The sequence below is a fragment of the Phytopseudomonas dryadis genome, assembly GCF_004327355.1.
Taxonomy (GTDB): domain Bacteria; phylum Pseudomonadota; class Gammaproteobacteria; order Pseudomonadales; family Pseudomonadaceae; genus Aquipseudomonas; species Aquipseudomonas dryadis.
Map to the genome: position 1 here is coordinate 1 of NZ_QJUM01000005.1, position 26,896 is coordinate 26,896.

Genomic DNA, 26,896 nt, shown 5'->3' on the forward strand with positions numbered 1-26,896 from the left:
CCCTACGGCCTACGAGGTGCTGATCGAAGGGCAGATCGCCGCGATGGGCGAGGACACCTTCAGGCGCAATCACCAGCGTTGATGCCGGGGGCAGGGCATACGGCCGATAGGAGCGCTAAAGGCTGGAGGCTGAACGACAAGCAAACCCCATGGGCTCTTTCGTCCAGCTTTCCAGCCTCAAGCGTTTTGGCTCGAAGGCCAGTTTCGCTTTGCAGTTCGGGTGGACGACGCTTCACCTGCGCGGCCCGACCCGTCCACCGCTCTACAATCGCAATGGTGGATGAAAAGAGCGTCATCCACCCTACGGCCTACGAGGTGCTGATCGAAGGGCAGATCGCCGCGATGGGCGAGGACACCTTCAGGCGCAATCACCAGCGTTGATGCCGGGGGCAGGGCATACGGCCGATAGGAGCGCTAAAGGCTGGAAGCTGAACGACAAGCAAACCCCATGGGCTCTTTCGTCCAGCTTTCCAGCCTCAAGCGTTTTTGCTCGAAGGCCGAAGGCCGCTTTCCCCTTGCAGCTGCTGTTGTCGCTTATTCGGCGATCAGCAGTTTGCGCGACTCGGTATAGAAGAAGCGCAGCTTCTCGTACTCGAACGGCGAGTTGAGCTGGCCGTAGCGGAAGTTGGTGGTCGCGCGCTGATCGACGATCCTCAGCGCCGTCACTTCCGGGTGGTTGCTGCTGACCTCGGCCACGTTGAGGAAGTTGATCTGCTGCTCGGCGCCGAAGTCCACCACCAGGCCACCGGTATCGCGCAGGGTGGAAGGGCCGAGCACGGGCAGCATCAGGTACGGGCCGGCGGGGGTGCCATAGAAACCCAGGGTCTGGCCGAAGTCCTCGCTCTGCTTGGGCAGGCCCATGCGCGTGGCGGGATCCCACAGGCCGGCCACGCCGAGGGTGGTGTTGAACAACAGCCGGCCGGTGGTGTTCAGGGCCCGCTGGCCCTTGAGCTGGAGCACGCTGTTGAGCAGGTTGGAGACGTCGCCGAGATTGCCGAAGAAATTGCTCACGCCTTGCTGTACCAGGCTCGGCGTGATGGTGCGGTAGCCGTCGACCACGGGCAGGAACACCCATTCGTCGAAGCGATAGTTGAAGTGATAGACGCGGCGGTTCCACGATTCCAGCGGATCGTAGACATTCAGCGCGTTGAGCGTCGAGCGTTCGAACTCGCGCTGATCCAGGCCCGGGTTGAACCTGAGGTTCTGCAGCGGCTGCTTGAAGCCGTCATCCTCGGTGGTGGTCTGGGCGGTGGCAGTGGTGCACGCCAGCAGGGCGGCGAGCAGGGCGAGAGTGGGGAAGGGCTTAGCCACGGAAGAACTCCAACATGGCGTCGCTGTTGACGCGGTAATTGAGGTTGCCGCAGTGCCCGCCCAGGGGGTAGACGGTCAGGCGGTCGCCCATCGTGCGGCGCAGGAAGCCGAGATCGCCGGGGCCGAGGATGACGTCGTCGGCGTTGTGCATCACGGCGATCTTGCGGCTGCCTTTCAGGTAGTCCTCCAGGGCATAGAGGCTGACCTGGTTGACCAGCTGGCTCATGCTGCCGCCGCCGTAGCGCGCGCGCCACATGGGGATCAGTTGCTCGGTCATGTAGCAGTCGAAGTCGCACTGCAGCGCGCGGCGGAAGAACGGCGTCAGGCTGGTGCCCTCGCCAATCGGGTAGTCCACCGGGGTGATCAGGCCGCGCCGGTTGATCAGGTCGGAGGTGAAGGCGATGTCGGCGGCGGAGAAACGGAACGAGGTGCCGATGAGCATGGCCATCTGCTCGTCGGACAGATGCTCCCTGGACTGCTGGAAGTCGTAGAGCAGGGCATCGTTGATGTCGACATAGCCTTTTTCCTGGAAATAGCGGGTCAGCTTGGCCAGTACCAGTTCATAGAAGGTGGTGCGGTTGTCGATGCCCTTGACCTGGGTCTGTACCAGGCGGTCGAGGTTGCTGATCGAGGTGTACAGGTTGACCGGCGGGTTGAGCAGCAGCACCCGTTTGAAGTTGAAGCTGCGTCGGGTTTCGTCCAGCTGGCTGACGAACGCCGCGTGCAGGGCGCCGAGGCTGTAGCCGGTCAGGTGGAATTCGGTCACGGCCAGTTTCGGGTGCTGTGCCCGCACCGCCTGCATGGCCCGGTACAGGTCTTCGGCATCGTCGCGGCTGAGGCCCGGGGTGGCGAAGCGCGAGGCCGAGGTCATGAAATCGTAGCTGGTCGGCGAGGACAGCTGCACGACATGGTAGCCCGCGCCATAGAACAGTTTTTTCAGGTACTCGGGCGTGCTGCTCGAGTAATGCGCGCCAGTGCCGGCGATGATGAAGATCAGCGGCGCCGGGCCTTTCTGTTCGGCCAGGCGGTAGCGCAGCTTGGTCACCGACCAGAAATTGTCCGGCAGTTCGAACTCGCGCTCGGGGCGCAGGCGCACCTGATAGTCCTTCTGCCGGATGTCGGCGTCCTCCAGCAGCGTCGGGCGCAGTTCGGGTGGCGTCGTGGCAATGGTCGCCTCGAACGGATTGGTCAGCGGGTAGCCATAGCTTTGCGCATCGATATCGGCCGCCCACAGTGGGGCGCCGAGAAGCAGGCCGCTAAGCAATGCAGCAAGGCGAGCAATGCAAGACATACAAGATCCCTTTGCAGGAGAACGTTCTTTTCAAGGATGGGCTGCGGGTTCGCGGCGTGTTTCGCCTCGTCCCGAACGGGACGGATCCGTATCAGCGCAGTCCCTGAGACAACCCCGGCGTGTCAAAGTGCCATACGATGTTCTGGCGAGTTCCGGATTGTCGACTTGATACCGGATTTACCGGCAAAGGTCGAGCGGCCTCGTGCTTTTCCGGCACGGGGCGAGCCTGTGCCTGTCCGCCAGGCTGTGAATGTGCCGTGACGACGGCTTGCATCCGGGCCCGGGAGGATTATTCTGGGCGCCGTCCATCCGCCCGGAGTCCCTATGTCCCGCCGCCTGCCCATCGTCTTGCTGGCGCTCGCCGCCGTTGTCTGCCTGGGCGCCAGTTATGCGCTGCGCTACCTGCTCATGGAAGGTGATCTGTGGGTCGGCCGCTGCGTCGACGACCCCGCCAGCCTGGCCTGCCAGGTGCGTGCCGGCCTGGGCTGGTTGATCCACCTGCGCGTATTGGCCTGGACCGCCCTGGGCTGCGCCGTGCTGGCCTTCGTGCTGCCGGGTGTCTGGGGCTGGCGCCTGGCGGTCCCGGCACTGCTCCTGGGCCTGCCGGCGCTGGCGCTGTATAGCGCCAGCCTGGCGGTGTTCGCCGTGGTCCTGGCGCTGCTGCGCCTGGTGCGTGCCGAGCGGGTGAGCGCGTAGCGCAGGCGAAGCCCTGGCTGCGCTAGGCATCGCTCTCGACCCGGGGAAGCCCATGCCGGGAGGTTTCTATGCCTTTTGCAGCCGACAGGCGCACGCTGCGCCAGAGTGCCGCGACCAGCAGGGCGCTGGTGATGGCCCAGCCGATGGCCTGCAGGTTGCCGAGGGTTTCCTCGACCAGTTGCGGCGCGATACCGGCGGCGATCAGCAGCGCCAGCAGGGCGATCTCCCGGCGCGGGCCGGCGACCGGGCGACACAGGTAGACCAGTGCCGGCAGCAGCAGGGCGGCGCTGGGAAAGCTGCGGTAGCGCGCGTCGCTGACCAGGGCCAGCATCATCACCGCGCCGGCGAAGCCCGCGGCCGCCAGCCACCAGCCCGCGCGTCGCTCCAGCCAGGCGAACGCCGGCTCGCGCCAGCCGGCGCGTTGGCCAAGGGCCAGGCTCGCATGGGCCAGGACCAGCAGGTTCAGGGCCAGCAAGGCGCCGGCCCACAGCCATTCGCCGAAGAAGCGGCTGGTGACCCAGGCCAGTTGCGCCGACAACCCCACGCAGGCCGCCGCCACGGCCGCCAGCAATGGCAGCAGCAAGGCGTTGCGTGGCGAGCACGGGCGGCCGCCGAGGGCCAGGCCGAAGACGAATACGACGCTGCTGACCGCCAGCCAGTACGGCCAGTGCGGCAGGTTGGAGACGGGGCCGGCGAGAATCGACTTGTCCTGGCGCTCGGCATCGTACAGCCCCCAGAAACCGCCGACGGCGCCTTCGCTGACGCGCTTCCACGGCTGGTCGAAGGCTTCGATCAGGTTGTAGCGCCAGCCATGCTGCTCGGCCAGGGCGACGAAGCCGCGGATGAAGGTGGCCTGGTTGACCCGGCTGGGCACTGCGGTTTCGCGCTGGCGGCCCTCGCTGGGCCAGCCGGTCTCGCCGATCAGGATGTCCTTGGGGGCGAACCGCCGGCCGAACAGCTGGCGCACCTCGGTGACTTCGCGCAGGGCCTGGTCGATTCCCGCCGGGTCGTCCTCCCAGTAGGGCAGCAGGTGAATGGTCAGGAAATCCACGGCGGGTGCCACCTCGGGGTGCTTTAGCCAGAACTCCCAGACATCGGCATAGGTCACCGGCTGGGCGATCGCCGCCTTGACCTGCTCGATCAGAGCGACCAGCTGTGCGGCGGTGACTTCCTTGCGCAGCAGCGCCTCGTTGCCGACGATCACCGCCTCGACCACATCGGGGTTGGCCCTGGCCAGCTCGATCAGCCCCTGGATTTCGACGGCGGTGTCATGCGGGTTGCGGCTCACCCAGGCGCCGGCGAGCAACTTCAGCCCGTGCTTGCGGGCCAGGTCCGGCAAGGCTTGCAGGCCGGTGACCGAGTAGGTGCGGATGCACTGGAAACGCTGGGCGAGCAGCGCCAGGTCGGCGTCCATGCGTTCGGCACGGATCGCCAGGGGCTGATCGAAGGGCGACTGATCCTTGTCGAACGGCGTATAGGAGGCGCACTGCAGTTTGTGCGTCGGGGTCGCCGCGTCGGCGAGTTCGACCGGTTTGCCCAGGGTCTGCCACAGGCCGCCAAGGGCGAGCAGGCCGACGAGGCAGGCGCACAGGTAGGGAGCGAGCGGGAAGCGGGCGGTCACGGGCATGGTCGAACACGCAGGGGCAGGTGGCGATCGCGCATCTTAGACGGAAAGGCGGTCGGAAGCTTCAAGCTTCAAGCTTCAAGCTTCAAGCAGGGCAATTGCGCTACGCGCTCGAAGCGCCGACGACTGCATGGAAGCAGGAGCCCGAGCCGAAAACAGCGCTGGAAGGCTGGAGGCTTAACGAAAAGCAGCCCGAGCCCGCAGGAAAACAGCGGTTTCTCGTTCAGCCCTCCAGCCTCCAGCGCTTTTCATCGAGGGTCTTTCACACTATGACGCCATAGTGCGATTGCCCTGAAGCTTCAAGCTGAGCGTTGCGCGCTTATGGATTTGACAAGTCGTCGAGGCTGGCTAACTTTTCTCAGGCGGCGCTAAGGAAGTACCGCGTCGTTTGTTCGAATCGACTTTTCAAAAGGAACTTGAATCATGCAAAAGAGCTATCTGCAATCCCTCCTGTTCGCCGCACTGGCCAGTGCATCCCTGCTGCTCAGCGCCGCCGAAACCAGCCCGGCAGCGGCGCCGGAGCCGGCGGTCGCCGAGCAACTGGCCGAGCTTGCCCCGCTCGATCTCAACACGGCCGATGCCGAAACGCTGCAGCGCGAGCTCAGCGGCGTTGGCGCGGTCAAGGCCCAGGCGATCGTCAGCTATCGGGAAACCCATGGCCAGTTCGCCTCGGTCGACGAGTTGCTCGAGGTCAAGGGTGTCGGCGAGGCGCTGCTGGAGCGTAATCGCGGGAAACTCACGGTCGCCCAGTGAGGGCAGGACTGGCGCGCTAGCGCGTTGATCTGCCAATGCCGCTCGGGTCCGCTGGATTCGAGCGGCATTTTTCTGGCCGCTGGCCTGTTTTCTGCTTGCCCGGCCCAGGCGTCAAGCCGGCGGCGCCGGGCTTCTCGGCGCGTTTTCCCTGATTCCGATTGTTGGCATCCTTGTTGCTAATACCTCTGCAAGGCACCGCTAGCGTCAAAAAATGGCCGGGAGCCATTTGGGGCGTCGCTAAGCAACTGCGGTCAGTGGAGGAAGGTCATGAGTCAAGGTATCGAGTTCAATCGTCTGATGCTGGAAATGCGTTCCATGCAGGCGGAGGCCATGGCCCGGCAGAAACCGGCGGTCTCCGGCGCGCAGGAAGCGGGCGCGCCGAGTTTCTCGGACATGCTCGGCCAGGCGGTGAACAAGGTCAGCGAGACGCAGCAGGCTTCCAATCAGCTGGCCACGGCGTTCGAGATGGGCCAGAGCGGGGTCGACCTGACCGACGTGATGATCGCCTCGCAGAAAGCCAGCGTATCGTTCCAGGCCATGACCCAGGTGCGCAACAAGCTGGTTCAGGCTTACCAAGACATCATGCAAATGCCGGTTTAAGAGGTAGATCCCGACCATGGCCGAAGCCCTTGCCGCAAACGTACCTGCCACCACCGCTGGCAGCGAGCCGAAGAAACCCCTGTTCGGCCTGACGTTCCTGGAAAACCTTTCCGACATGCCGATGCTGCGCCAGCTCGGTCTGCTGGTCGGCCTGGCCGCCAGCGTGGCGATCGGTTTCGCCGTGGTGCTCTGGTCGCAGCAGCCGGATTACAAGCCGCTGTACGGCAGCCTCGATGGTATGGACGCCACCCAGGTGATAGAAACACTGACCACGGCCAATATCGATTACACCATCGAACCGAATTCCGGCGCGCTGTTGGTCAAGTCCGATGATCTGGCACGGGCGCGCATCCGCCTGGCCGCCGCTGGCGTGGCCCCCACCGACACCAGCATCGGCTTCGAGATTCTCGACAAGGAACAGGGGCTCGGTACCAGCCAGTTCATGGAAGCCACCCGTTACCGCCGCGGCCTGGAAGGCGAGTTGGCGCGCACCGTGTCGAGCCTGAACAACGTCAAGGCCGCCCGGGTACACCTGGCCATCCCGAAAAGCTCGGTGTTCGTGCGTGACGAACGAAAGCCCAGCGCGTCGGTGCTGGTCGAACTGTATGCGGGGCGCAATCTCGAGCCGAGCCAGGTGATGGCCATCGTCAACCTGGTCGCCAGCAGCGTACCGGAGATGGACAAGGCCCAGGTCACCGTGGTCGACCAGAAGGGCAACCTGCTGTCCGATCAGCAGGAAATGTCCGAGCTGAGCATGGCCGGCAAGCAGTTCGACTACAGCCGGCGCATGGAGAACCTGTTCACCCAGCGTGTGCACAACATCCTGCAGCCCGTGCTCGGCGTGGGCCGCTACAAGGCCGAAGTCTCGGCGGACGTGGATTTCAGCGCGGTCGAGTCGACCTCGGAGACCTTCAATCCCGATCAGCCGGCCCTGCGCAGCGAACAACAGGTCAGCGAGCAACGCAGCAGCAGCCAGGGGCCGCAGGGTGTACCGGGCGCGCTGAGCAATCAGCCGCCGGGCCCGGCCGCGGCGCCGCAGCAGGCGGTGGCGGCAGCAGCACCCGCCGGCCCCGTGGCCCCGGGCCAGCCGCTGCTCGACGCCAACGGCCAGCAGATCATGGACCCGGCGACCGGTCAGCCGATGCTCGCACCGTACCCGGCCGACAAACGCGACCAGTCGACGCGCAACTTCGAGCTCGATCGCTCGGTCAGTTACACCAGGCAGCAACAGGGCCGCCTGCGGCGTCTGTCGGTCGCCGTGGTGGTCGATGACCAGGTCCGCGTCGACCCGGCCACCGGCGAAAGCAGCCGGGTGCCGTGGAGCAGCGACGACCTGGCGCGCTTCACCCGCCTGGTGCAGGATTCGGTCGGCTTCGATGCCAGCCGTGGCGACAGCGTCAGCGTGATCAACACGGCCTTCAGCAGCGAGCGTGCCGAGGTGATCGAGGTGCCGTGGTACCAGAGCGAGCTGTTCCTGATGGCCATGGGCGCCCTCAAGTCGCTGTTCCCGGCGCTGCTGATCTTCCTGCTGGTGTGGTTCGTCCTGCGGCCGGTGCTGAACAACATCACCGGCGGCGGCAAAGGCAAGGAACTGGCCGTGGCCGGTGGCCGCGACGGCGACGTCGATCTGGGCGAAATGGGCGGCCTGGATGGTCAGCTGGCGTCCGACCGGGTCAGCCTGGGCGGGCCGCAAAGCATCCTCCTGCCGAGCCCCAGTGAGGGGTATGATGCACAACTGAACGCGATCAAGAGCCTGGTCGCCGATGACCCGGGCCGTGTTGCCCAGGTAGTCAAAGACTGGATCAATGCCGATGAATGAGAACCGTACCGCCGCCAAGCTGAGCAAAGTCGAGAAGGCCGCGATCCTGCTCCTGTCGCTCGGTGAAACCGACGCCGCCCAGGTGCTGCGCCACCTCGGGCCGAAGGAAGTGCAGCGCGTCGGCGTGGCCATGGCCGGCATGCGCAACGTGCACCGCGAGCAGGTCGAGCAGGTGATGGGCGAGTTCGTCGAGATCGTCGGCGACCAGACCAGCCTGGGCGTGGGCGCCGACGGCTACATCCGCAAGATGCTGACCCAGGCCCTGGGCGAGGACAAGGCCGGCAACCTGATCGATCGCATCCTGCTCGGCGGCAGCACCAGCGGTCTGGACAGCCTGAAGTGGATGGAGCCGCGTGCCGTGGCCGATGTGATCCGCTACGAGCACCCGCAGATCCAGGCCATCGTGGTGGCCTACCTGGACCCGGATCAGGCCGGTGAAGTGCTCAGCCACTTCGACCACAAGGTGCGCCTGGACATCGTCCTGCGCGTCTCCTCGTTGAACACCGTGCAACCGGCCGCGCTCAAGGAGCTCAACCTGATTCTCGAGAAGCAGTTCTCCGGCAGCTCCAACACCACGCGCGCCACCATGGGCGGGGTCAAGCGCGCGGCCGACATCATGAACTACCTCGACAGCTCGGTCGAAGGCCAGTTGATGGACTCCATCCGCGAGATCGACGAAGACCTGTCTTCGCAGATCGAGGACCTGATGTTCGTCTTCGACAACCTGGCCGATGTCGACGATCGCGGCATCCAGGCGCTGCTGCGCGAGGTGTCGTCCGAGGTGCTGGTGCTGGCGCTCAAGGGCGCCGACGAGGGCATCAAGGATAAGGTGTTCAAGAACATGTCCAAGCGCGCCGCCGAGCTGCTGCGTGACGACCTGGAGGCCAAGGGGCCGGTGCGTGTCAGCGACGTGGAAACGGCGCAGAAGGAAATCCTCACCATTGCCCGGCGCATGGCCGAGGCCGGCGAGATCGTGCTGGGTGGTAAGGGCGGTGAGGAGATGGTCTAAGCCATGGCCGTCAAGGAACCGTCCAGCGAGCTGATCCGCGCCAAGGACCTGGGCACCGTCGACCGCTGGTCGCTGCCCAGTTTCGACGAGCACGCCGAGCCTGAGCAGGAGGCACCCGGCGAGCAGGAAGAGACCTCCACGGCGGCGGCCGAGCCGGCGGCGCCGGAAAGCGAAGAGATCGCCCTGGAAGATGTCAAACCCTTGACGCTGGACGAACTCGAGGCGATCCGCCAGGACGCCTACAACGAGGGGTTTTCCACGGGCGAGAAGGACGGTTTCCGCGCCGGCCAGTTGAAGGCCAAGCAGGAGGCCGATGCGGCGCTGGCCGACAAGGTCGGCGCCCTCGAGCAGGTCATGAGCCAGTTGTTCGAGCCGATCGCCGAGCAGGATCAGCAGATCGAAGTGGCGCTGGTCGCGCTGGTCGGGCAGATCACCCGGGAAGTCATCCAGCGCGAATTGAGCCAGGACTCCAGCCAGATCCGCCAGGTCCTGCGCGAGGCCCTCAAGCTGCTGCCCATGGGTGCCGAGAACATCCGCATTCACCTCAACCCGCAGGACTTCGAACTGGTCAAGGCCATTCGCGAACGTCACGAGGAAAGCTGGCGCATCCTCGAGGACGAGGCGCTGCTGCCGGGCGGCTGTCGGGTCGAGTCGGAGCACAGTCGGATCGACGCCAGCGTCGAAACCCGCCTGAGCCAGGCCCTCAAGCAACTCTTCGAGCAGCAGCGCGAACAGGCTACCACGCCCCGTACCAGCGACCTGCACATCGACCTGGACGCGCCCCATGCGCCTTGAGCGCATCAGCTTCGCCCGGCGCATGGCGGGTTACACCGATGCGGTGCAGTTACCCAGCCAGCCCGTGGTCGAAGGCCGCCTGCTGCGCATGGTCGGCCTGACCCTGGAGGCCGAAGGGCTGCGCGCCGCGCTCGGCAGCCGCTGCCTGGTGATCAACGACGACAGCTACCACCCGGTACGGGTCGAGGCCGAGGTCATGGGCTTCTCCAGTGGCAAGATCTACCTGATGCCGGTCGGCAGCCTGGCCGGTATCGCCCCCGGGGCGCGGGTGGTGCCGTTGCCGGACACCGGCCGTCTGCCCATGGGCATGACCATGCTCGGCCGGGTGCTGGATGGCGCCGGCCGTGCCCTGGATGGCAAGGGCGGGATGAAGGCCGAGGACTGGGTGCCGATGGACGGGCCGACCATCAACCCACTCAAGCGCCATCCGATCAGCGAACCCCTGGATGTCGGCATTCGCAGCATCAATGGCCTGCTCACCGTGGGCCGCGGCCAGCGGCTGGGCCTGTTCGCCGGTACCGGGGTCGGCAAGTCGGTGCTGCTGGGCATGATGACCCGCTTCACCGAGGCCGAGATCATCGTGGTCGGCCTGATCGGCGAACGGGGTCGCGAGGTCAAGGAATTCATCGACGAGATTCTCGGCGAGGAGGGCATCAAGCGCTCGGTGGTGGTCGCCTCGCCGGCCGACGATGCGCCGCTGATGCGCCTGCGGGCGGCGATGTATTGCACGCGTATCGCCGAGTATTTCCGTGACAAGGGCAAGAACGTGCTGCTGTTGATGGACTCGCTGACCCGTTTCGCCCAGGCCCAGCGGGAAATCGCCCTGGCCATCGGCGAGCCCCCGGCGACCAAGGGCTACCCGCCGTCGGTGTTCGCCAAGTTGCCGCGGCTGGTCGAGCGCGCCGGCAACGCCGAGGCCGGCGGCGGCTCGATCACCGCCTTCTACACGGTGCTGTCCGAGGGCGACGACCAGCAGGACCCGATCGCCGACGCCGCCCGCGGCGTGCTCGACGGCCACTTCGTGCTGTCGCGGCGCCTGGCCGAGGAGGGCCATTACCCGGCGATCGACATCGAGGCCTCGATCAGCCGGGTCATGCCCCAGGTGGTCAGTGCCGAGCATATGCGCAACGCCCAGCGTTTCAAGCAGCTGTGGTCGCGCTACCAGCAGAGCCGTGACCTGATCAGCGTCGGCGCCTACGTGCCGGGCGGCGATGCCGACACCGATCTGGCCATCGCCCGCCAGCCGGTGATGGTGCGCTACCTGCGCCAGAGCCTGGGCGAAAGCGAAAGCCTGGAGCGCAGCCGGGAATTGCTGGCGGCGACCCTCAACCCGGGCGCGGCGTCGTAACCGATGGCGCAAAGCCGTGCCGCGCGTCTGGCGCCCGTGGTCGAGATGGCCGAGCGGGCCGAGCGCGAAGCCGCCCTGCAACTGGGCCGGGCCCAGGGCCTGCTGAGCCAGGCCCAGGGCAAGCTGGGCGATCTCGAGCGTTACCTCGAGGATTACCAGAAGCAGTGGATCAACGAAGGCCAGCAGGGCGTTTCCGGGCAGTGGCTGATGAACTATCAGCGTTTTCTCTCGCAACTGGATACCGCCATCGGCCAGCAACGGCAGAGCGTGGCCTGGCACCGCCACAACCTGGACCAGGTGCGCGAGGTCTGGCAACAGCGCTACGCGCGCCTCGAGGGCCTGCGCAAGCTGGTCCAGCGCTACCTCGATGAAGCCCGTCTCGCCGAAGACAAGCGCGAACAGAAACTGCTCGACGAACTCTCCCAGCGCCTGCCGCGACGCGATTCCTCGGAATGACGGTTGCCGCATGTGCCGGCGAGTGCTAAATCTTGTCAGGCCCTGACGGGCGCCAGGACAAAAACAGTTGGGACAACGCACAGGCCCGCTGGTCCATTGCGTAACGCGGCTGTTCTCAATGCAGTGCCGTCGGCCCGGGCCGCTCGCAGCATCAGGCCTGGCGGTTCTGCCGGATCAAAAGGAGTGTTTCATGCCCATCACCTCGCTGCCCTCGGATGACGGGCAAGAGTTGACCATCGTCATCCAGGGGCGGTTCGATTTCGGCGCCCATCAGGAGTTTCGCAACGCCTACGAGCGTGTCGATGTCCGCCCCAAGCGTTATGTCGTCGACCTCAAGGCCACGACCTACCTCGACAGTTCCGCCCTGGGCATGCTCTTGCTGCTGCGTGACCATGCCGGTGGCGACCGGGCGCAGATCCGCCTGCTCAATTGCAACGCCGATGTGCGCAAGATCCTCTCCATTTCCAACTTCGAACAATTGTTCCAGATCGCCTGACCCGTGATGACGTCCTCGCGCCTGACCATTCTGATCGCCGAGGACAGTGCCAGCGACCGCATGCTGCTCTCGACCATCGTCAGCCGCCAGGGCCATCGGGTGCTGGCGGCCGGTGACGGCCTGGAGGCGGTCGCGTTGTTCGAGTCGCAGCGTCCGCAACTGGTGCTGATGGATGCCCTGATGCCGCGCATGGACGGTTTCGAGGCGGCGCGGCGGATCAAGACCATGGCCGGCGAGGCCATGGTGCCGATCATCTTCCTGACCTCCCTGACCGAGAACGAGGCGCTGGTACGTTGCCTGGAGGCCGGCGGCGACGATTTCCTGGCCAAGCCCTACAGCCGGGTGATCCTGGAAGCCAAGATCAATGCCATGGACCGTCTGCGCCGCCTGCACCAGGAGGTGCTGCAGCAGCGCGACCTGATCGCCCGGCACAACGAGCACCTGCTCAACGAGCAGCGGGTGGCCAAGGCGGTCTTCGACAAGGTGGCCCATTCTGGCTGCCTGGGAGCGGCCAATATCCGCTACCAGCAGTCGCCCTATGCGCTGTTCAATGGCGATCTGCTGCTGGCGGCTTTCCAGCCCAGCGGCGACATGCATGTGCTGCTGGGGGATTTCACTGGCCACGGTCTGCCGGCGGCCATCGGCGCGATGCCGCTGGCCGACGTGTTCTACCGCATGACCGCCAGGGGACACTCGCTGTCCGAGATCCTGCGCGAGAGCAACGCCAAGCTCAAACGCATCCTGCCGCGCGGGGTGTTCTGTTGCGCCACGCTGCTCAATGTCAGTTTCCGCCGCCAGGTGGTCGAGGTCTGGGCCGGTGGCCTGCCCGACGGCTACCTGTTGCGTGGGCAGGGGGGCGAGCGGGTGGCGCTGGTGTCGCGTCATCTGCCGCTGGGGGTGCTCGACCCCGACAGCTTCCATGATGACTACGAGGCCTACCCGCTGGCCCTGGGCGATCGCGTCTTCCTGCTCTCCGATGGCGTGCTCGAGGCGCACAATGAGCGCGATGAACTGTTCGGCGAAGCACGCTTGCTCGAGGTGTTCGACAATAGCCGCGAGCCGGCGGCGTTGTTCGACGACATCCAGCAGGCCCTGACCGGTTTTCACGGCAAGGCGCGCGACGATGTCAGCCTCGTCGAAGTGACCATGGTCGAGGAAGGCGTCCTGAGTCGCCCCGCCTTGCAGGGCGATAGCGCGGGCCGCGGGCCGCAGCACTGGTCGGCGCACTTCGAGTTTCATGGCGATACCTTGCGGCACTTCTATCCCTTGCCCTACCTGCTGCAGTTGCTGCTCGAGGTACCGGGCCTGCGCGGCCAGGGCGGCAGCCTCTACAGTGTGCTGAGCGAGTTGTACGCCAACGCGCTGGAGCATGGCGTACTGGGCCTGGACTCGACGCTCAAGCGCGATGCGGCGGGTTTCGCCGAATATTACCGGCAGCGCAGCGAGCGCCTCGATGCGCTGCAGGAGGGCCATGTGAGCATCGCCATCGACATCCGCCGCGAGTCCGGCGGCGGTCGCCTGACCCTGACCGTGGCGGACAGCGGGGCGGGGTTCGATGCCCGGCGCGTGCTGGAACGCCAGCAGCGTATCGACGGTCTCAGTGGGCGGGGTATCGGTCTGGTGCGCGATCTCTGCGAGCGCTGTTGCTGGGCGCCGGATGGGCGTAGCGTCAGCGTGGAGTTCTCCTGGCCCGTTGAGGCATAATCGCGCGGTTGTGCAACGGATCACCGGGAACCATTGCTGGCGGTGCTTGCGATGGCCCGCAGGGTGGCCCCGTCAGGGATGGCGGGTCATGAGCATTCGGTGTGGTTGTTTTCAGCGACGTGGCGCTATCGCCGCGATCCGGGAGTGAATGGTGTCCGATAACCATCTGGATAGTGCCGTACTGGCCGCCCTGCAGGAGGTCATGGAGGACGAGTATCCGCTGCTGCTCGACACCTTCGTGGTCGACTCCGAAGAGCGCCTGCGCCTGCTGCGCGAAGCCGAGCGGGCCGGCGATCCCCAGGCCATGCGCCTGGCCGCGCACAGTTTCAAGGGCAGTTGCAGCAACATGGGCGCGCAACTGCTGGCCGAATCCTGCCGGGAACTGGAGGAGCTGGCGCGGCGTGAGCAACTGGACGGCGCCGCGGCGCTGGTCGAGCGCATCGAGCGCGAATTCGCCATCGTCCGTATCCTCTTCAAATCCGAGCGCCAGCGTTATCCGGGTTGAGCCTCGGCCTGCCGCCAGCGCCGTTTTTCGACACCGTCGTAAAGTTGGCCCGCCCTTTGCTATGTCCTTGTCACGACATAATCCAAGCGGAGAGCATTCATGTCCGTTGCCCCCGATCTGCTGCTGACCTCCACCCCGGCGGCCAAGCCCAAGGCCGCTACGGCGAAAGCCACGCAGGATACGGCCGAACCCCGCAGGAAAGAGGCTTCCAGCTTCTCTCAGGTGTACGCCAAGGAGCGCCAGGCCAACAAACCAGCGGAGCGCAATGACGGCTCGGCCAGGCCTGCGCGTGACAGTAAAAGCGAGGCGAAGAGTTCCGAGCAGACAGACGCTGCCAGGCAGGTACCCGCCGTTGCCGATACCGGCAAACCTTTGCCTGCCGATGCCAATGCCGACCCGGCAAGCGAGGAGGCGGGCACCGATGCGTTTCTGCTACTGGGGATGTTCGCTCAGCCTCCTGTCGAGGCCGATACGGCGGAACTGGAGGTGGGCACAGAGACGGCGCCATCCGCCAACCTGCTCGGCTCCGGGCCGGCCAGCCTGACGGAAGCCAGCTTCGACCCCGAGATCGATGCGCTCAATCAGCTGCCGGCCGTACGCATGGCGCTGGACCTCGGCGCCCAGGCGCGCGCGGCCGAGCAGGTGGCGACAGGCAGTGCCAGCGCCAATGCCGGGCAGACGTTCGCCAGCGCCATGGCGGCCCTGGGCCTGAACGCTTCGAACACCCCGAGCGAGGCCGGCGAGACCCTCGAACTGCCGCTGAAGGCACTCAGCGCCGAAGGGCTGGAGGCGCTCAAGGAAAGTTCGGCCGACACCCCACCGGAGAACTTCGTCAGCAAGCTCAGCGCGCTGAGCCAGGCGATTGGCCAGCAGAGCGCCCAGGTCGCCCGGGCGCCTGTGGTGCCGGGTCAGCCCGTGGCCATGCAGCAGGCGGGCTGGAGCGAGGCGGTGGTGGACAAGGTGATGTGGCTGTCCAGCCAGAACCTCAAGTCCGCCGAAATCCAGCTCGATCCCGCCGAGCTGGGGCGGCTGGACGTGCGCATCAGCCTGAACCAGGACCAGACCCAGATCAGCTTCGCCAGCGCCCACGCCGGTGTGCGTGAAGCCCTAGAGAGCCAGGTGCACCGGCTGCGCGAAATGTTCACCCAGCAGGGCATGAACCTGCTCGATGTGAATGTCTCCGATCAGTCCCAGGGCCGCGCCTGGCAGGGCCAGGACGGTGACGGCCGCAACCGGGGTGGGCTGCTCGCCGACGATGCCGATGCCGGCGGTACGCTGGAAGAGGAGCGGCTGGTCGGCAGTGTCGAGCTGAAGGATAACGCTCAGGGTGGCGGTCGCGGCATGGTCGATTATTACGCCTGAGTTCGAGCTTTCCCACATGGCAGGCGCTGCGCGTCGCGCACCCTGATCTAGACTGCACCCTGTCCGGGCCCGTTCGGACAGGGTGTCGTTTTTTGTGGCCCGCCCTCCCTGGCGGCCACCTTGCGGGCCGTCGCAGGCGACGTCAAAAATGGCTCCCGGCCATTTTTTGTGCCCCGCTATCCCGGGGGCGTCTGCAGAAGAGCGGCAAGCCGCCGCCCGTGTAGGAGCGTCGACCTCGGCGCGATGCGATGGCGGCCATCCCACAAAATCCGTGGTGCGGCCAGCAATCGCCGCGGGGGCGCGGCTCCTACAGGGCTTAGGCAAACCGCTTTTTGCGGGCCACATGCTTGACTGACTGGCACCAGGCGCCCTCTGCCCAGCTCCTCTCCGGAGTGGAGAAGGGTGAATGGCGATGGCGTTTGTTGCGGCCCCCGGAACGGGTCAGACCCGGCGGTTTCGCGTAACATACCCGGTCACGGGCGCAAGGAGCGGCATTTGCGCCATGGCTCATGAGCTGGCATAACACTTGCTCTCAACCCTTTGATAGCGGAAGGATCTCCGCTCAGTGACGGATTTTTGGCATGGCTAAGAAGAACGCGCCACCCGCTGCCGCCCCTGCCGAGACAGGTGGCAAGCCAGCGGGCAAGTTGAAGCTCATCCTCGTGATCGTCCTGGCGCTGCTGGTGGCGGTGGGCTTGTCGATCGGCGGGACCTGGTTCTTCCTCAGCAAGGGCGAGGCCAGGAACGAATCCCAGGAGGACGCCGCGCAGGGCGCGACACCGGTCAAGCAGCCGGCGATCTACGAGGAATTGGCCCCGGCCTTCGTGGTCAACTTCACGCAGAACGGCCGTGCCCGCTACATGCAGGTCAGCGTGGCGCTGATGGCCCGCGACCAGGCGGCGCTGGATGCGCTCAAGGTGAACATGCCGGTGTTGCGCAACAACCTGGTAATGCTGTTTTCCAGCCAGGACTTCGACACCCTGGTCACCCCGGTCGGCAAGGAAATGCTGCGCCAGCAGGCCACCGCCAGCGTGCAGGAACTGGCGCAGAAAGAGACGGGCAAGCTGGTCGTCGAGCAAGTGCTGTTCACCAACCTCGTGTTGCAATAGGGCGGGAGTCCGATCATGGCTGTGCAAGACCTGCTGTCCCAGGACGAGATCGACGCGCTGTTGCATGGCGTCGACGACGGCCTGGTCGAACCCGAGGATTCCGTCGAGCCGGGTAGCGTCAAGCAGTACGACCTGACCAGTCAGGACCGCATCGTGCGCGGGCGCATGCCGACCCTGGAGATGATCAACGAGCGTTTTGCCCGCTACACCCGCATCAGCATGTTCAACCTGCTGCGCCGCTCCGCGGATGTGGCCGTGGGTGGCGTGCAGGTGATGAAGTTCGGCGAGTACGTGCATTCGCTGTACGTGCCGACCAGCCTCAATCTGGTGAAGATGAAGCCCCTGCGCGGCACCGGCCTGTTCATTCTCGACGCCAAGCTGGTGTTCAAGCTGGTCGACAATTTCTTCGGCGGCGACGGCCGCCACGCCAAGATCGAAGGCCGCGAATTCACCCCCACCGAGCTGCGCGTGGTGCGCATGGTGCTGGACCAGGCGTTCATCGACCTGCGCGAGGCCTGGAACGCGGTGATGGACATCCACTTCGAATACGTCGGCTCGGAGGTGAACCCGGCGCTGGCCAATATCGTCAGCCCGAGCGAGGTCATCGTGGTCTCGACCTTCCACATCGAACTCGATGGCGGCGGCGGCGACCTGCACATCACCATGCCCTACGCCATGGTCGAGCCGATCCGCGAGATGCTCGATGCCGGCTTCCAGTCCGATGTCGACGACCAGGACGAGCGCTGGGTCAAGGCCCTGCGCGAGGATATCCTCGAGGTCAGCGTGCCGCTCAGCGCCACGGTGGCGCGCCGCCAACTGAAGGTGCGAGACATCCTGCACATGCAGCCGGGCGACGTGATCCCGGTGGATCTGCCGGAACACATGGTGCTGCGCGCCAACGGCGTACCCTCGTTCAAGGTCAAGCTCGGCTCCCACAAGGGCAATTTGTCATTGCAGGTGCTCGAGCCGATCGAGCGCCAGCGCTAACCCCATTGCATGCCGCCACGCAGTGCGGCCCAACCGATAGACGCCAGCCGAGGTCGAACGATGGCAGACGAGAACGAAAACACCACGCCCGAGGAACAGGCACTGGCCGATGAGTGGGCGGCAGCCCTGTCCGAATCCGGCGACGCCGCCGGGCAGGACGACATCGATGCCATGCTGGCCGCCAGTGCGGACAGCAAGCCGGCCGCACCGCGGGCGCCGATGGAGGAGTTCGGCAGCATGCCGAAGGCCAATGCGCCGGTCAGCCTGGACGGACCCAACCTCGATGTGATCCTCGACATTCCCGTGTCCATCTCCATGGAAGTGGGCAATGCCGATATCACCATCCGCAACCTGTTGCAGCTCAATCAGGGCTCGGTGATCGAGCTCGACCGCCTGGCCGGCGAGCCGCTCGACGTGTTGGTCAACGGCACGCTGATCGCCCACGGCGAGGTGGTGGTGGTCAACGAGAAGTTCGGCATCCGCCTGACGGATGTGATCAGTCCGAGCGAACGTATCAAGAAGCTGCGCTGATGAACATGAACCGAGCTCTTTTCCTGCTGGCGTGGCTGCCGTTGACGGCGTTCGCCGCCGAGCCCGCGGCCCATACGACCATGGCCGGCGACGGTATCGGCGGGCAACTGCTGCAACTGCTGCTCGGCCTGCTGCTGGTCATCGGCCTGATCTTTCTGCTCGCCTGGCTGATGCGCCGCGTGCAGCGCATGGGGCCGCGCGGCAGTGGCCAGGTGATCAAGATCGTCGCCACCCAGGCCCTGAGCCCGCGGGATCGGCTGGTGCTGGTGCAGATCGGCGGCGAGCAGGTGCTGCTGGGGCTGACACCGGGGCGCATCGCTTCCCTGCACGTGATGAACGAGCCGATTCACCTGCCCGACGCCGAGCCGGCCTCGACCGAGTTCGCCCAGCGCCTGAAGGAGCTGCTTGGCAAGGATCAGAAGGACAGATCGTGACCACTCGCCTGCTGCTGGTACTGCTGCTGACCCTGGGCGCTTCGCTGGCTTTCGGCCAGGAGCCGCCTGCCGGCAGCCCGTTGTCGGGCCAGGGCGGCAACCCGCTGTCGATTCCGGCCATCACCCTGAGCACCGACGCCGAGGGCCAGCAGGAGTACTCGGTCAGCCTGCAGATCCTGCTGATCATGACCGCGCTGAGCTTCATCCCGGCGTTCGTCATGCTGATGACCAGCTTCACCCGCATCATCATCGTGTTTTCCATCCTGCGCCAGGCGCTGGGCCTGCAGCAGACCCCCTCGAACCAGATCCTCATCGGTCTGGCGCTGTTCCTGACGTTGTTCATCATGGCCCCGGTCTTCGATCAGATAAACCGCGAGGCCCTGCAGCCCTACCTGAACGAGCAGTTGCCGGCGCAGCAGGCGATCGAGCGGGCCGAGGTGCCGATCAAGAGTTTCATGCTGGCGCAGACCCGCGAGAGCGATCTGGAGCTGTTCGTGCGCCTGTCCAAGCGCACCGACATCGCCACGCCGGAGCAGGCGCCGCTGACCATCCTGGTCCCGGCCTTCGTCACCTCCGAGCTGAAGACCGCGTTCCAGATCGGCTTCATGATCTTCATTCCGTTCCTGATCATCGACATGGTCGTGGCCAGTATCCTCATGGCCATGGGCATGATGATGCTGTCGCCGCTGATCATTTCCCTGCCGTTCAAGATCATGCTGTTCGTGCTGATCGACGGCTGGGCCTTGATCATGGGCACGCTGGCCAGCAGTTTCGGCACCTTATAGCGAGGTTCACATGACCCCAGAAGTCGCCGTCGACCTGTTCCGCGAAGGGCTGTGGATGATCGCCCTGATGGTCGGTCTGCTGGTCATGCCCAGCCTGCTGGTGGGCCTGCTGGTGGCCATGTTCCAGGCCGCCACGCAGATCAACGAGCAGACCCTGAGCTTTCTGCCGCGTCTGCTGGTGATGCTGCTCACCCTGATCTTCGCCGGGCCATGGGTCGTGCGTGAGTTGATGGAGTACACGCAGGCCCTGATCCTGAGCATTCCGCAGATGATCGGCTGAGCGCGATGCTTGAGCTGAGCGACGCACAGATCGGCGCCTGGGTCGGCAGTTTTCTGCTGCCCCTGTTCCGCATCGCCGCGCTGCTGATGGTGATGCCGATCATCGGCACGCAGCTGGTGCCCACCCGGGTGCGCCTGTACCTGGCGCTGGCCATCAGCATGGTGCTGGTCCCCAGCCTGCCGCCCATGCCGCAGGTCGACGCGATCAGCCTGCAGGCCTTGCTGCTGATCGCCCAGGAAGTGCTGGTCGGGGTGATGCTGGGGTTCGTCCTGCAACTGTTCTTCCACGCCTTCGTGGTCGCCGGGCAGATTCTGGCGATGCAGATGGGCCTGGGCTTCGCCTCCATGGTCGACCCGGCCAATGGCGTCTCGGTGCCGGTGATCGGGCAGTTCTTCACCATGCTGGTGACCTTGCTGTTCCTGGCCATGAACGGCCACCTGGTGGTGTTCGAGGTGCTGGCCGAGAGCTTCGTCACCCTGCCGGTCGGCTCCGGGCTGCTCACCGAGCACTACTGGGAGCTGGCCAACAAGCTCGGCTGGGTGCTGGGGGCCGCGCTGATCCTGGTGCTGCCGGCGGTCACCGCGTTGCTGGTGGTCAACGTCGCCTTCGGCGTCATGACCCGGGCGGCGCCGCAACTGAACATCTTCTCCATCGGCTTCCCCCTGACCCTGGTGCTGGGGATGGTCATCGTGTGGATCTCCCTGGCCGATATCCTGGCGCACTACCAGGTTCTGGCCACCGAGGCCCTGATAATGTTGCGTGAAATGGCGAGGGCGGGCTGAGCATGGCCGAATCCGAAAGCGGCGCCGACAAAAGCGAAGAACCCACGGAGAAACGCCGCCGTGAGTCACGGGAAAAAGGCCAGATCGCGCGTTCGCGCGAGCTGAACACCTTCGCCATCATGCTCGCCGGCACCGGCGGGCTGCTGGCTTCGGGCGGCAGCCTGGGAGCCGCCCTGCTGGAAATCATGCGCGGCAACTTCGCCCTGCCGCGCGAGGTATTGATGGAGGAGCGCAGCATGGCGCTGTGGCTGGCGGCCTCCGGCCAGGTGGCCCTGGAGGCACTGCTGCCGCTGCTGGTGATCCTGCTGATCGCCTCGATCATCGGGCCCATCGCCCTCGGTGGCTGGCTGTTCTCGGCCAAGGCCATGGCGCCCAAGTTCAGCCGCATGAATCCGCTGGCAGGCCTCAAGCGCATGTTCTCGGTGAAGGCGCTGGTGGAACTGCTCAAGGCCCTGGGCAAGTTCGTCCTGATCCTGCTGGTGGCCCTGGTCGTATTGTCGGCCGACCGTGACGATCTGCTGGCGATCGCCAACGAACCCATCGAGTCGGCCATCATGCATGCCGCCCAGGTGGTCGGCTGGAGCGCCCTGTGGATGTCCTGCGGGTTGATCCTGATCGCCGCGGTGGACGTGCCGTTCCAGCTCTGGGACAACAACCAGAAGCTGAAGATGACCAAGCAGGAAGTACGCGACGAATACAAGGACAGCGAGGGCAAGCCCGAGGTCAAGCAGCGTATCCGCCAGCTGCAGCGGGAGATGACCGAGCGGCGCATGATGCAGGCCGTGCCCCAGGCCGATGTGGTGATCACCAACCCGACCCACTTCGCCGTGGCCCTGAAATACGATCCGGAAAAAGGCCAGGCCCCGGTGCTGCTGGCCAAGGGGGGCGACTTCACCGCGCTGAAGATCCGCGAGATCGCCCAGGAGCACAATGTCATGCTGCTGGAGTCGCCGGCCCTGGCGCGTTCGATCTATCACACCACGGAACTGGACCAGGAGATCCCGGCCGGTCTGTACCTGGCCGTGGCCCAGGTGCTGGCCTACGTCTACCAGATCCGCCAGTACCAGGCCGGCAAGGGCAAGCGTCCGGCGCCGCTGAACGACCTGCCGATCCCGCCGGACCTGCGCCGCGACGAATAGCGCCACGGCACGGATTCTGCGGGGTGGCCGCCATCGCATCGCGCCGGGGGCGACGCTCCTACACGGGCGGTGGTTTGCCGCGATCCCGTAGGGGCCGCGCCCCCGCGGCGAACGGTGTCCATACCACGGATTCTGCGGGGTGGCCGCCATCGCATCGCGCCGGGGTCGGCGCTCCTACACGGTCGGTGGTTGGCCGCGACCCCGTAGGAGCCGCGCCCCCGCGGCGAATGGCGGCCATACCACGGATTTTGCGGGGTGGCCGCCATCGCATCGCGCCGGGGTCGGCGCTCCTACACGGGCGGTGATTTGCCGCGATCCCGTAGGGGCCGCGCTCCCGCGGCGAATGGCGGCCATGCCACGGATTCTGCGGGGTGGCCGCCATCGCATCGCGCCGGGGTCGGCGCTCCTACACGGTCGGTGGTTGGCCGCGATCCCGTAGGAGCCGCGCCCCCGCGGCGAACGGTGGCCATACCACGGATTCTGCGGGGTGGCCGCCATCGCATCGCGCCGGGGTCGGCGCTCCTACACGGTCGGTGGTTGGCCGCGACCCCGTAGGAGCCGCGCCCCCGCGGCGAATGGCGGCCACACCACGGATTCTGCGGGGTGGCCGCCATCGCATCGCGCCGGGGTCGGCGCTCCTACACGGGCGGTGGTTGGCCGCGACCCCGTAGGAGCCGCGCCCCCGCGGCGAATGGCGGCCATACCACGGATTTTGCGGGGTGGCCGCCATCGCATCGCGCCGGGGTCGGCGCTCCTACACGGGCGGTGGTTTGCCGCGATCCCGTAGGAGCCGCGACCCCGCGGCGAATGGCGGCCGCGACGCGGTTTGGCCTGAAACAAGGTAATTCGGGGCGACCAGCGGTCATGACCGCCGGCTGCCGTGCTGTGTCAGCCTTGCGTGCCCCTCAGGCGTCGGTGAAGGTCTGCCCGCGGGCATGTCCCTTGGCCAGTGGCGGCGGGGCGGTCGGTTGCTCGAAATCATCCGTCCAATGCCAGTTGCGGATTTCCGGCAGGTCTTCGAAGTGCTCACGGATGTAGCTGTGGTGCTCGCGCAGTTTGCGCTGGAACAGATCGATCGCATCGCTGGCCTGGGCGCGCAGGCGGGGCACGTACTTGAGCGCTTCGCTGGCCAGCTGGTAGCGGCTGAGGTCGTTCAGCACCACCATGTCGAACGGGGTGGTGGTGGTACCTTGATCGGAAAAACCGCGGACATGGAAGCGGGCCTCGTTGGCCCGGCCATGGACCATGGAGTGGATGACCCAGGTCGAGCCGTGGAAGGCGAAGATCACCGGCACGTCCCGGGTGAACAGGGCTTCGAAGCTGGCGTCGTCGAGGCCGTGGGGGCGATCCCGCGGCGAGGCGAGGATGCCCAGGTCGACCACGTTGACCAGGCGCACCTTGATCCCCGGCACATGCTTCTGCAGCAGCCATGAGGCGGCCACCGCTTCCGTGGTGGGCACGTCGCCGGCGCAGGCCAGCACGATGTCCGGCTCGCCGCCGCCGTCGCTGCTGGCGAAGTCCCAGATCGACGCGCCGCGCGAGCAGTGCTCCAGGGCCGCTTCGAAGTCCAGCCACTGAAAGTCCGGCTGTTTGCCGCAGGTCACCACGTTGATGTAGTTGCGGCTGCGCAGGCAGTGGTCGAACACGTTGACCAGGCAGTTGGAGTCCGGCGGGTAGTAGATGCGCACCACCTCCGAGCGGCGTTGCAGGACGTTGTCGACGAAGCCGGTGGATTGATGGCTGAAGCCATTGTGGTCATTGCGCCAGGCGTGGCTGGTGATCAGGATGTTCAGCGACGCCAGCGGCTTGCGCCAGGGAAACTCGCGGCATTGCTGCAGCCATTTGGCATGCTGGGTGACCATCGAATCGACGACCTGGGCGAAGGCCTCGTAGGTCGACCACATGCCATGCCGCCCGGTGAGCAGATAGCCTTCCAGCCAGCCTTCGCACAGGTGTTCGCTGAGCACTTCCATGACCCGGCCGTCCATCGCCAGTTGATCGTCCAGTTCCAGCAGCGGGCCGGAGGCGGTGCGGGAAGAGGCTTCGAACACCGCGTTGAGGCGGTTGGAATTGGTTTCGTCGGGACTGAACATCCTGAAGTTGCGCGGGTTGCGGCGGATCACGTCGCGCAGGAACTCGCCCAGCTTGCGCGGCGCCTCGGCGATCACCTGGCCGGGGGCCGGTACTGCCAGCGAGTATTCGCCGAAGGCGGGCAGATCCAGGGCGGTCAGTAGCCGCCCGCCGTTGGCGTGGGGCACCGCGCCGAGGCGCAGGTGGGCGGGCGGGTTGAGCCCGTCGAGATCGGCCGCCGGCACGCCGTTGTCGTCGAACAGGCTGTGGGGTTCGTAGCTGCGCAGCCAGGCCTCCAGCAAGGCCAGGTGCTGCGGGTCTTCCCGCACCCCCGCCAGGGGCACCTGATGGGCGCGGAAGGTGCCGGACACCGGCAGGCCGTCGACCTCGATCGGCCCGGTCCAGCCTTTGGGGGAGCGCAGGATGATCATCGGCCAGCGGCCGACCCGCGGCAGATCCTGGTCGCGGGCCTGGGCCTGCAACTGGCGAATCCGCTGGTAGCTGTCGGACAGGGCGGCGGCGAAGCGTTGGTGCATGCCGGGCAGGTCGTCGCCGGCGACGATGATCGGCTCGTAGCCGCGGCCCTGGTAGAGCTGGATCAGGTCGGCGTCATCGGTACGCGCCTCGACGGTCGGGCCGGAGATCTTGTAGCCGTTCAGGTGCAGGATCGGCAGCACCGCGCCGTCCTTGCGCGGATCGAGGAAGCGAATGCTTTTCCAGCTGCCTTCCAGCGGGCAGGTTTCCGCTTCGCCGTCGCCGATCACGCAGACCGCCACCAGCTCGGGGTTGTCGAACACGGTGCCGAAGGCATGCATCAGCGAGTAGCCCAGTTCGCCCCCCTCGTGCAGCGAGTTCGGTGTGTGCGGCCCACAGTGGCTGGGCACGCCGCCGGGGGTCGAGAACGAACGGAAAAAGCGGCGCATGCCGTCGGCGTCACGGCTGATCTGCGGGTGGACTTCGCTGTAGGTGCCCTCCAGCCAGGCGCAGGCGTTGAGGGTCGGGCCGCCGTGGCCGGGGCCGGAGAGAAACAGCATCTCCACGTTTTCGCGGCCGATCAGGTGGTTGAGGTGGGCATAGATGAAGTTCTGACCGGCCGAGGTGCCCCAGTGGCCGAGCAGGCGTGGCTTGATGTGCTCGGCCTTCAGCGGCTCCTGCAGCAGCGCGTTGTCCTGCAGGTAGATCTGCCCCACGCAGAGGTAATTGGCCGCCTGCCAGTAGCGCTGGATGACCGCCAGTTGCCGATCGTCGAGCGCCGGCTTGTCGGCGGCAGGCGGTACGGGGGAGGGCGTGGTATCGGCACTGGAAAGGTCGGGATTGAAATGGAACACGGGCAACTCCTGTCGGGCTGTGGTGGTTCGTTCGAGGCGTTGGGCGCCAGGTCGTGCCCGGCGTCCGCGGTCACGACCTGTCCGCCATCGCCTGGCGGCGCACCGGTACGACTGGATCCGGCGAGGATGGTGTGTCACCAGTGTAGGCACGAACGCGGCATCCGTTTCGATCGACCGCCGCACGGCGAGCGGAGCGCATGGGCTCGCCTGGACGGCTCAGGCACCAACGCCCCCGCCATGACGGGCGCGCCGCTGGAGCCGCATCAGTAGCGCACGGACGTTACAGTTGCTTGATGCTTTGCACCTGATCCTTGTTGATGCGGTTCGACTTGCCGTCCAGTTGCCGGAATTCGTAGAAGCCGGTCTTTTTATCGAATTTGGGCTTGTCCAGCGTCTGCAGTTCCTGGCCGTCGTTGAGAATGATCAGCGAAGGCGTGGAGCAGCCGCTCAACAGGGCGGCGAGGGCAACGGCAGAGAGGATGATGGCGAATTGTTTCATGGTGAGACTCCGGTATGGCTCAGGTGGGGTGTCGGCTGTGCGTGGCGCTTCGGCATCGATCGATCCTCAATGCAATGACTTGCGCAGCCGCGACAAGGCGCCGACGAAGAACAGGCTGCCGATGATGGCCAGCGCCACCAGCTGTGGCCAGACGATGGTGCTTCCCGCGCCACGGAAGAGGATGGCCTGGGCCAGTTCGACGAAGTGCGTGGTGGGGGCCAGCAGCATGATGTGTTGCACCGCCTCCGGCATGCTTTCCCGGGGCGTCATGCCGCCCGAGAGGATCTGCAGCGGCATCAGCACGAGGATGATCAGCAGGCCCAGTTGCGGCATCGAACGGGCCAGGGTGCCGAAGAAGATGCCCATCGAGGTAGTGGCGAACAGGTGCAGGGCCGCACCGCACAGGAACAGCGCGATGGAGCCCGGTATGGGCACCTCCAGCCAGCCCTCGACCACCAGGGTCAGGGCGATGGCCGAAGCCGTCAGTACCACCAGCCCCATCGACCAGACCTTGGCGCACATGATCTCGAACGGCGTGACCGGCATCACCAGCAGATGCTCGATGGTGCCGTGCTCGCGTTCGCGGATCAGCGCGGCGCCGGTGAGGATGATCGACAGCATGGTGATCTGGTTGATCACCTCGTTCACCGAGCCGAACCAGGCGCGTACCAGGTTGGGGTTGTAGTTCATGTGCACCACCGCCTCGACCGACTGGGTCGCCGCGCCGCGCGTGCGCTGGAGGAATTCGCCGGCTTCGGCGCTGATGATCTGCTGGATGTGCCCGGCGCCGGTGAAGGCCTGGCTGACCTGGGTGGCGTCGACGTTGAGCTGGATGCTCGGCTGGCGCCCGGCGAGCAGATCCTGCTGGAAGTTCGGCGGGATGTTCAGGGTGAAGGTGTAGAGGCCCGCATCCATGCCGCTGTCCATTTCCTCCAGGGTGATCGGCTTCGGGGCGAGGAAGTAGGGCATCTGGAAGGCCGCGATGATGCGCTGGGACAGCTGCGACTGGTCTTCGTCGATCACCCCGATGGTGGCGCGGTGCGGGGCTTCCGGCACCCCGGTGGCGCTGGAGTAGATGCCGAGGGTGAAGGCGTAGACGATCAGCAGCAGCAACGCCGGATCGCGATACAGGCTGCGCAGTTCCTTGATCCCCAACTGCAGGATATTGCTCAGTTTGCGCATC

Annotated in this window: 26 protein-coding genes; 20 read left to right on the forward strand and 6 right to left on the reverse strand. The window is 65.9% G+C overall.

Going from position 1 to position 26,896, the window contains the following annotated elements:
* Positions 1-534: 534 nt before the first annotated feature.
* Positions 535-1,311 (reverse strand): MlaA family lipoprotein, encoded by a 777-nt coding sequence (locus DNK34_RS05345; RefSeq protein ID WP_131173614.1) that lies wholly within the window; start codon positions 1,309-1,311, stop codon positions 535-537.
* Positions 1,304-2,602 carry an alpha/beta fold hydrolase gene (locus tag DNK34_RS05350; RefSeq protein ID WP_131173613.1) on the reverse strand — a complete coding sequence of 433 codons (1,299 nt, stop codon included), beginning with the start codon at positions 2,600-2,602 and terminating at the stop codon, positions 1,304-1,306. Before DNK34_RS05350 ends, DNK34_RS05345 begins: the two co-directional genes overlap by 8 nt.
* 324 nt (positions 2,603-2,926) lie before the next feature.
* On the opposite strand from DNK34_RS05350, the gene DNK34_RS05355 reads away from it, so the two are divergent.
* Positions 2,927-3,298, forward strand: a complete 372-nt coding sequence (locus DNK34_RS05355; RefSeq protein WP_131173612.1) for a hypothetical protein — start codon at positions 2,927-2,929, stop codon at positions 3,296-3,298.
* Positions 3,299-3,320: 22 nt separating this feature from the next.
* Here the strand turns inward: DNK34_RS05355 and DNK34_RS05360 are convergent, their stop codons facing one another.
* Complete coding sequence (locus DNK34_RS05360) at positions 3,321-4,925, reverse strand: glycoside hydrolase family 17 protein (RefSeq protein WP_131173611.1); 1,605 nt, start codon at positions 4,923-4,925, stop codon at positions 3,321-3,323.
* A 420-nt stretch (positions 4,926-5,345) separates the two neighbouring features.
* On the opposite strand from DNK34_RS05360, the gene DNK34_RS05365 reads away from it, so the two are divergent.
* From DNK34_RS05365 to flhB, 19 genes are all read left to right on the forward strand, one after another.
* The gene (locus tag DNK34_RS05365; RefSeq protein WP_131173610.1) at positions 5,346-5,675 is read left to right on the forward strand and encodes a ComEA family DNA-binding protein; all 330 of its coding nucleotides are present in this window, start codon (positions 5,346-5,348) and stop codon (positions 5,673-5,675) included.
* 267 nt (positions 5,676-5,942) lie between these two features.
* Positions 5,943-6,275 carry a flagellar hook-basal body complex protein FliE gene (gene fliE, locus DNK34_RS05370; RefSeq protein WP_131173609.1) on the forward strand — a complete coding sequence of 111 codons (333 nt, stop codon included), beginning with the start codon at positions 5,943-5,945 and terminating at the stop codon, positions 6,273-6,275.
* 121 nt (positions 6,276-6,396) lie between these two features.
* Positions 6,397-8,094, forward strand: coding sequence for a flagellar basal-body MS-ring/collar protein FliF (fliF, locus tag DNK34_RS05375; RefSeq protein ID WP_425273937.1), 1,698 nt, complete (start codon positions 6,397-6,399; stop codon positions 8,092-8,094).
* A complete protein-coding gene (gene fliG / locus DNK34_RS05380) occupies positions 8,087-9,103 on the forward strand; it encodes a flagellar motor switch protein FliG (RefSeq protein WP_131173607.1) in 1,017 nt (338 codons plus the stop codon). Before fliF ends, fliG begins: the two co-directional genes overlap by 8 nt.
* A gap of 3 nt (positions 9,104-9,106) precedes the next feature.
* Positions 9,107-9,898: a flagellar assembly protein FliH gene (gene fliH, locus DNK34_RS05385; protein WP_131173606.1), complete on the forward strand. Its 792-nt coding sequence runs from the start codon at positions 9,107-9,109 to the stop codon at positions 9,896-9,898.
* Positions 9,888-11,246 carry a flagellar protein export ATPase FliI gene (gene fliI, locus DNK34_RS05390; RefSeq protein WP_131173605.1) on the forward strand — a complete coding sequence of 453 codons (1,359 nt, stop codon included), beginning with the start codon at positions 9,888-9,890 and terminating at the stop codon, positions 11,244-11,246. Before fliH ends, fliI begins: the two co-directional genes overlap by 11 nt.
* Before the next feature lie 3 nt (positions 11,247-11,249).
* Positions 11,250-11,702, forward strand: coding sequence for a flagellar export protein FliJ (gene fliJ / locus DNK34_RS05395; RefSeq protein WP_131173604.1), 453 nt, complete (start codon positions 11,250-11,252; stop codon positions 11,700-11,702).
* Between the two features lie 190 nt (positions 11,703-11,892).
* A complete protein-coding gene (locus tag DNK34_RS05400; protein ID WP_131173603.1) occupies positions 11,893-12,198 on the forward strand; it encodes an STAS domain-containing protein in 306 nt (101 codons plus the stop codon).
* A 6-nt stretch (positions 12,199-12,204) separates the two neighbouring features.
* A complete protein-coding gene (locus DNK34_RS05405) occupies positions 12,205-13,902 on the forward strand; it encodes a fused response regulator/phosphatase (RefSeq protein WP_131173640.1) in 1,698 nt (565 codons plus the stop codon).
* Between the two features lie 151 nt (positions 13,903-14,053).
* Positions 14,054-14,407 carry an Hpt domain-containing protein gene (locus tag DNK34_RS05410; RefSeq protein ID WP_131173602.1) on the forward strand — a complete coding sequence of 118 codons (354 nt, stop codon included), beginning with the start codon at positions 14,054-14,056 and terminating at the stop codon, positions 14,405-14,407.
* Between the two features lie 99 nt (positions 14,408-14,506).
* Positions 14,507-15,769, forward strand: coding sequence for a flagellar hook-length control protein FliK (locus DNK34_RS05415; protein WP_131173601.1), 1,263 nt, complete (start codon positions 14,507-14,509; stop codon positions 15,767-15,769).
* Positions 15,770-16,350: 581 nt separating this feature from the next.
* Positions 16,351-16,878 carry a flagellar basal body-associated protein FliL gene (gene fliL / locus DNK34_RS05420; protein ID WP_131173600.1) on the forward strand — a complete coding sequence of 176 codons (528 nt, stop codon included), beginning with the start codon at positions 16,351-16,353 and terminating at the stop codon, positions 16,876-16,878.
* A gap of 15 nt (positions 16,879-16,893) precedes the next feature.
* On the forward strand, positions 16,894-17,865 hold the full coding sequence (gene fliM / locus DNK34_RS05425; RefSeq protein WP_131173599.1) for a flagellar motor switch protein FliM: 972 nt from the start codon (positions 16,894-16,896) through the stop codon (positions 17,863-17,865).
* A gap of 60 nt (positions 17,866-17,925) precedes the next feature.
* On the forward strand, positions 17,926-18,396 hold the full coding sequence (gene fliN, locus DNK34_RS05430) for a flagellar motor switch protein FliN (protein ID WP_131173598.1): 471 nt from the start codon (positions 17,926-17,928) through the stop codon (positions 18,394-18,396).
* 5 nt (positions 18,397-18,401) lie between these two features.
* Entirely contained in the window at positions 18,402-18,830 is a 429-nt protein-coding gene (gene fliO, locus DNK34_RS05435) for a flagellar biosynthetic protein FliO (RefSeq protein WP_131173639.1), read from the forward strand.
* A complete protein-coding gene (gene fliP, locus DNK34_RS05440; RefSeq protein WP_131173638.1) occupies positions 18,824-19,615 on the forward strand; it encodes a flagellar type III secretion system pore protein FliP in 792 nt (263 codons plus the stop codon). The genes fliO and fliP overlap by 7 nt, the downstream gene beginning before the upstream one ends.
* Positions 19,616-19,625: 10 nt before the next feature.
* Complete coding sequence (gene fliQ / locus DNK34_RS05445) at positions 19,626-19,895, forward strand: flagellar biosynthesis protein FliQ (protein WP_131173597.1); 270 nt, start codon at positions 19,626-19,628, stop codon at positions 19,893-19,895.
* A 5-nt stretch (positions 19,896-19,900) separates the two neighbouring features.
* Entirely contained in the window at positions 19,901-20,677 is a 777-nt protein-coding gene (gene fliR, locus DNK34_RS05450) for a flagellar biosynthetic protein FliR (protein WP_131173596.1), read from the forward strand.
* Between the two features lie 2 nt (positions 20,678-20,679).
* A complete protein-coding gene (flhB, locus tag DNK34_RS05455; protein WP_131173595.1) occupies positions 20,680-21,816 on the forward strand; it encodes a flagellar biosynthesis protein FlhB in 1,137 nt (378 codons plus the stop codon).
* 905 nt (positions 21,817-22,721) lie between these two features.
* Here flhB and DNK34_RS05460 read toward each other — a convergent pair.
* The 3 genes from DNK34_RS05460 to DNK34_RS05470 all read right to left on the reverse strand — a co-directional run bounded on the left by DNK34_RS05460 (position 22,722) and on the right by DNK34_RS05470 (position 26,895).
* Positions 22,722-25,214 (reverse strand): phosphoketolase family protein, encoded by a 2,493-nt coding sequence (locus DNK34_RS05460; RefSeq protein WP_131173594.1) that lies wholly within the window; start codon positions 25,212-25,214, stop codon positions 22,722-22,724.
* Between the two features lie 280 nt (positions 25,215-25,494).
* Positions 25,495-25,713 carry a YgdI/YgdR family lipoprotein gene (locus DNK34_RS05465; protein ID WP_131173593.1) on the reverse strand — a complete coding sequence of 73 codons (219 nt, stop codon included), beginning with the start codon at positions 25,711-25,713 and terminating at the stop codon, positions 25,495-25,497.
* 66 nt (positions 25,714-25,779) lie between these two features.
* A complete protein-coding gene (locus DNK34_RS05470) occupies positions 25,780-26,895 on the reverse strand; it encodes an ABC transporter permease (protein WP_131173592.1) in 1,116 nt (371 codons plus the stop codon).
* Position 26,896: the final 1 nt, after the last annotated feature.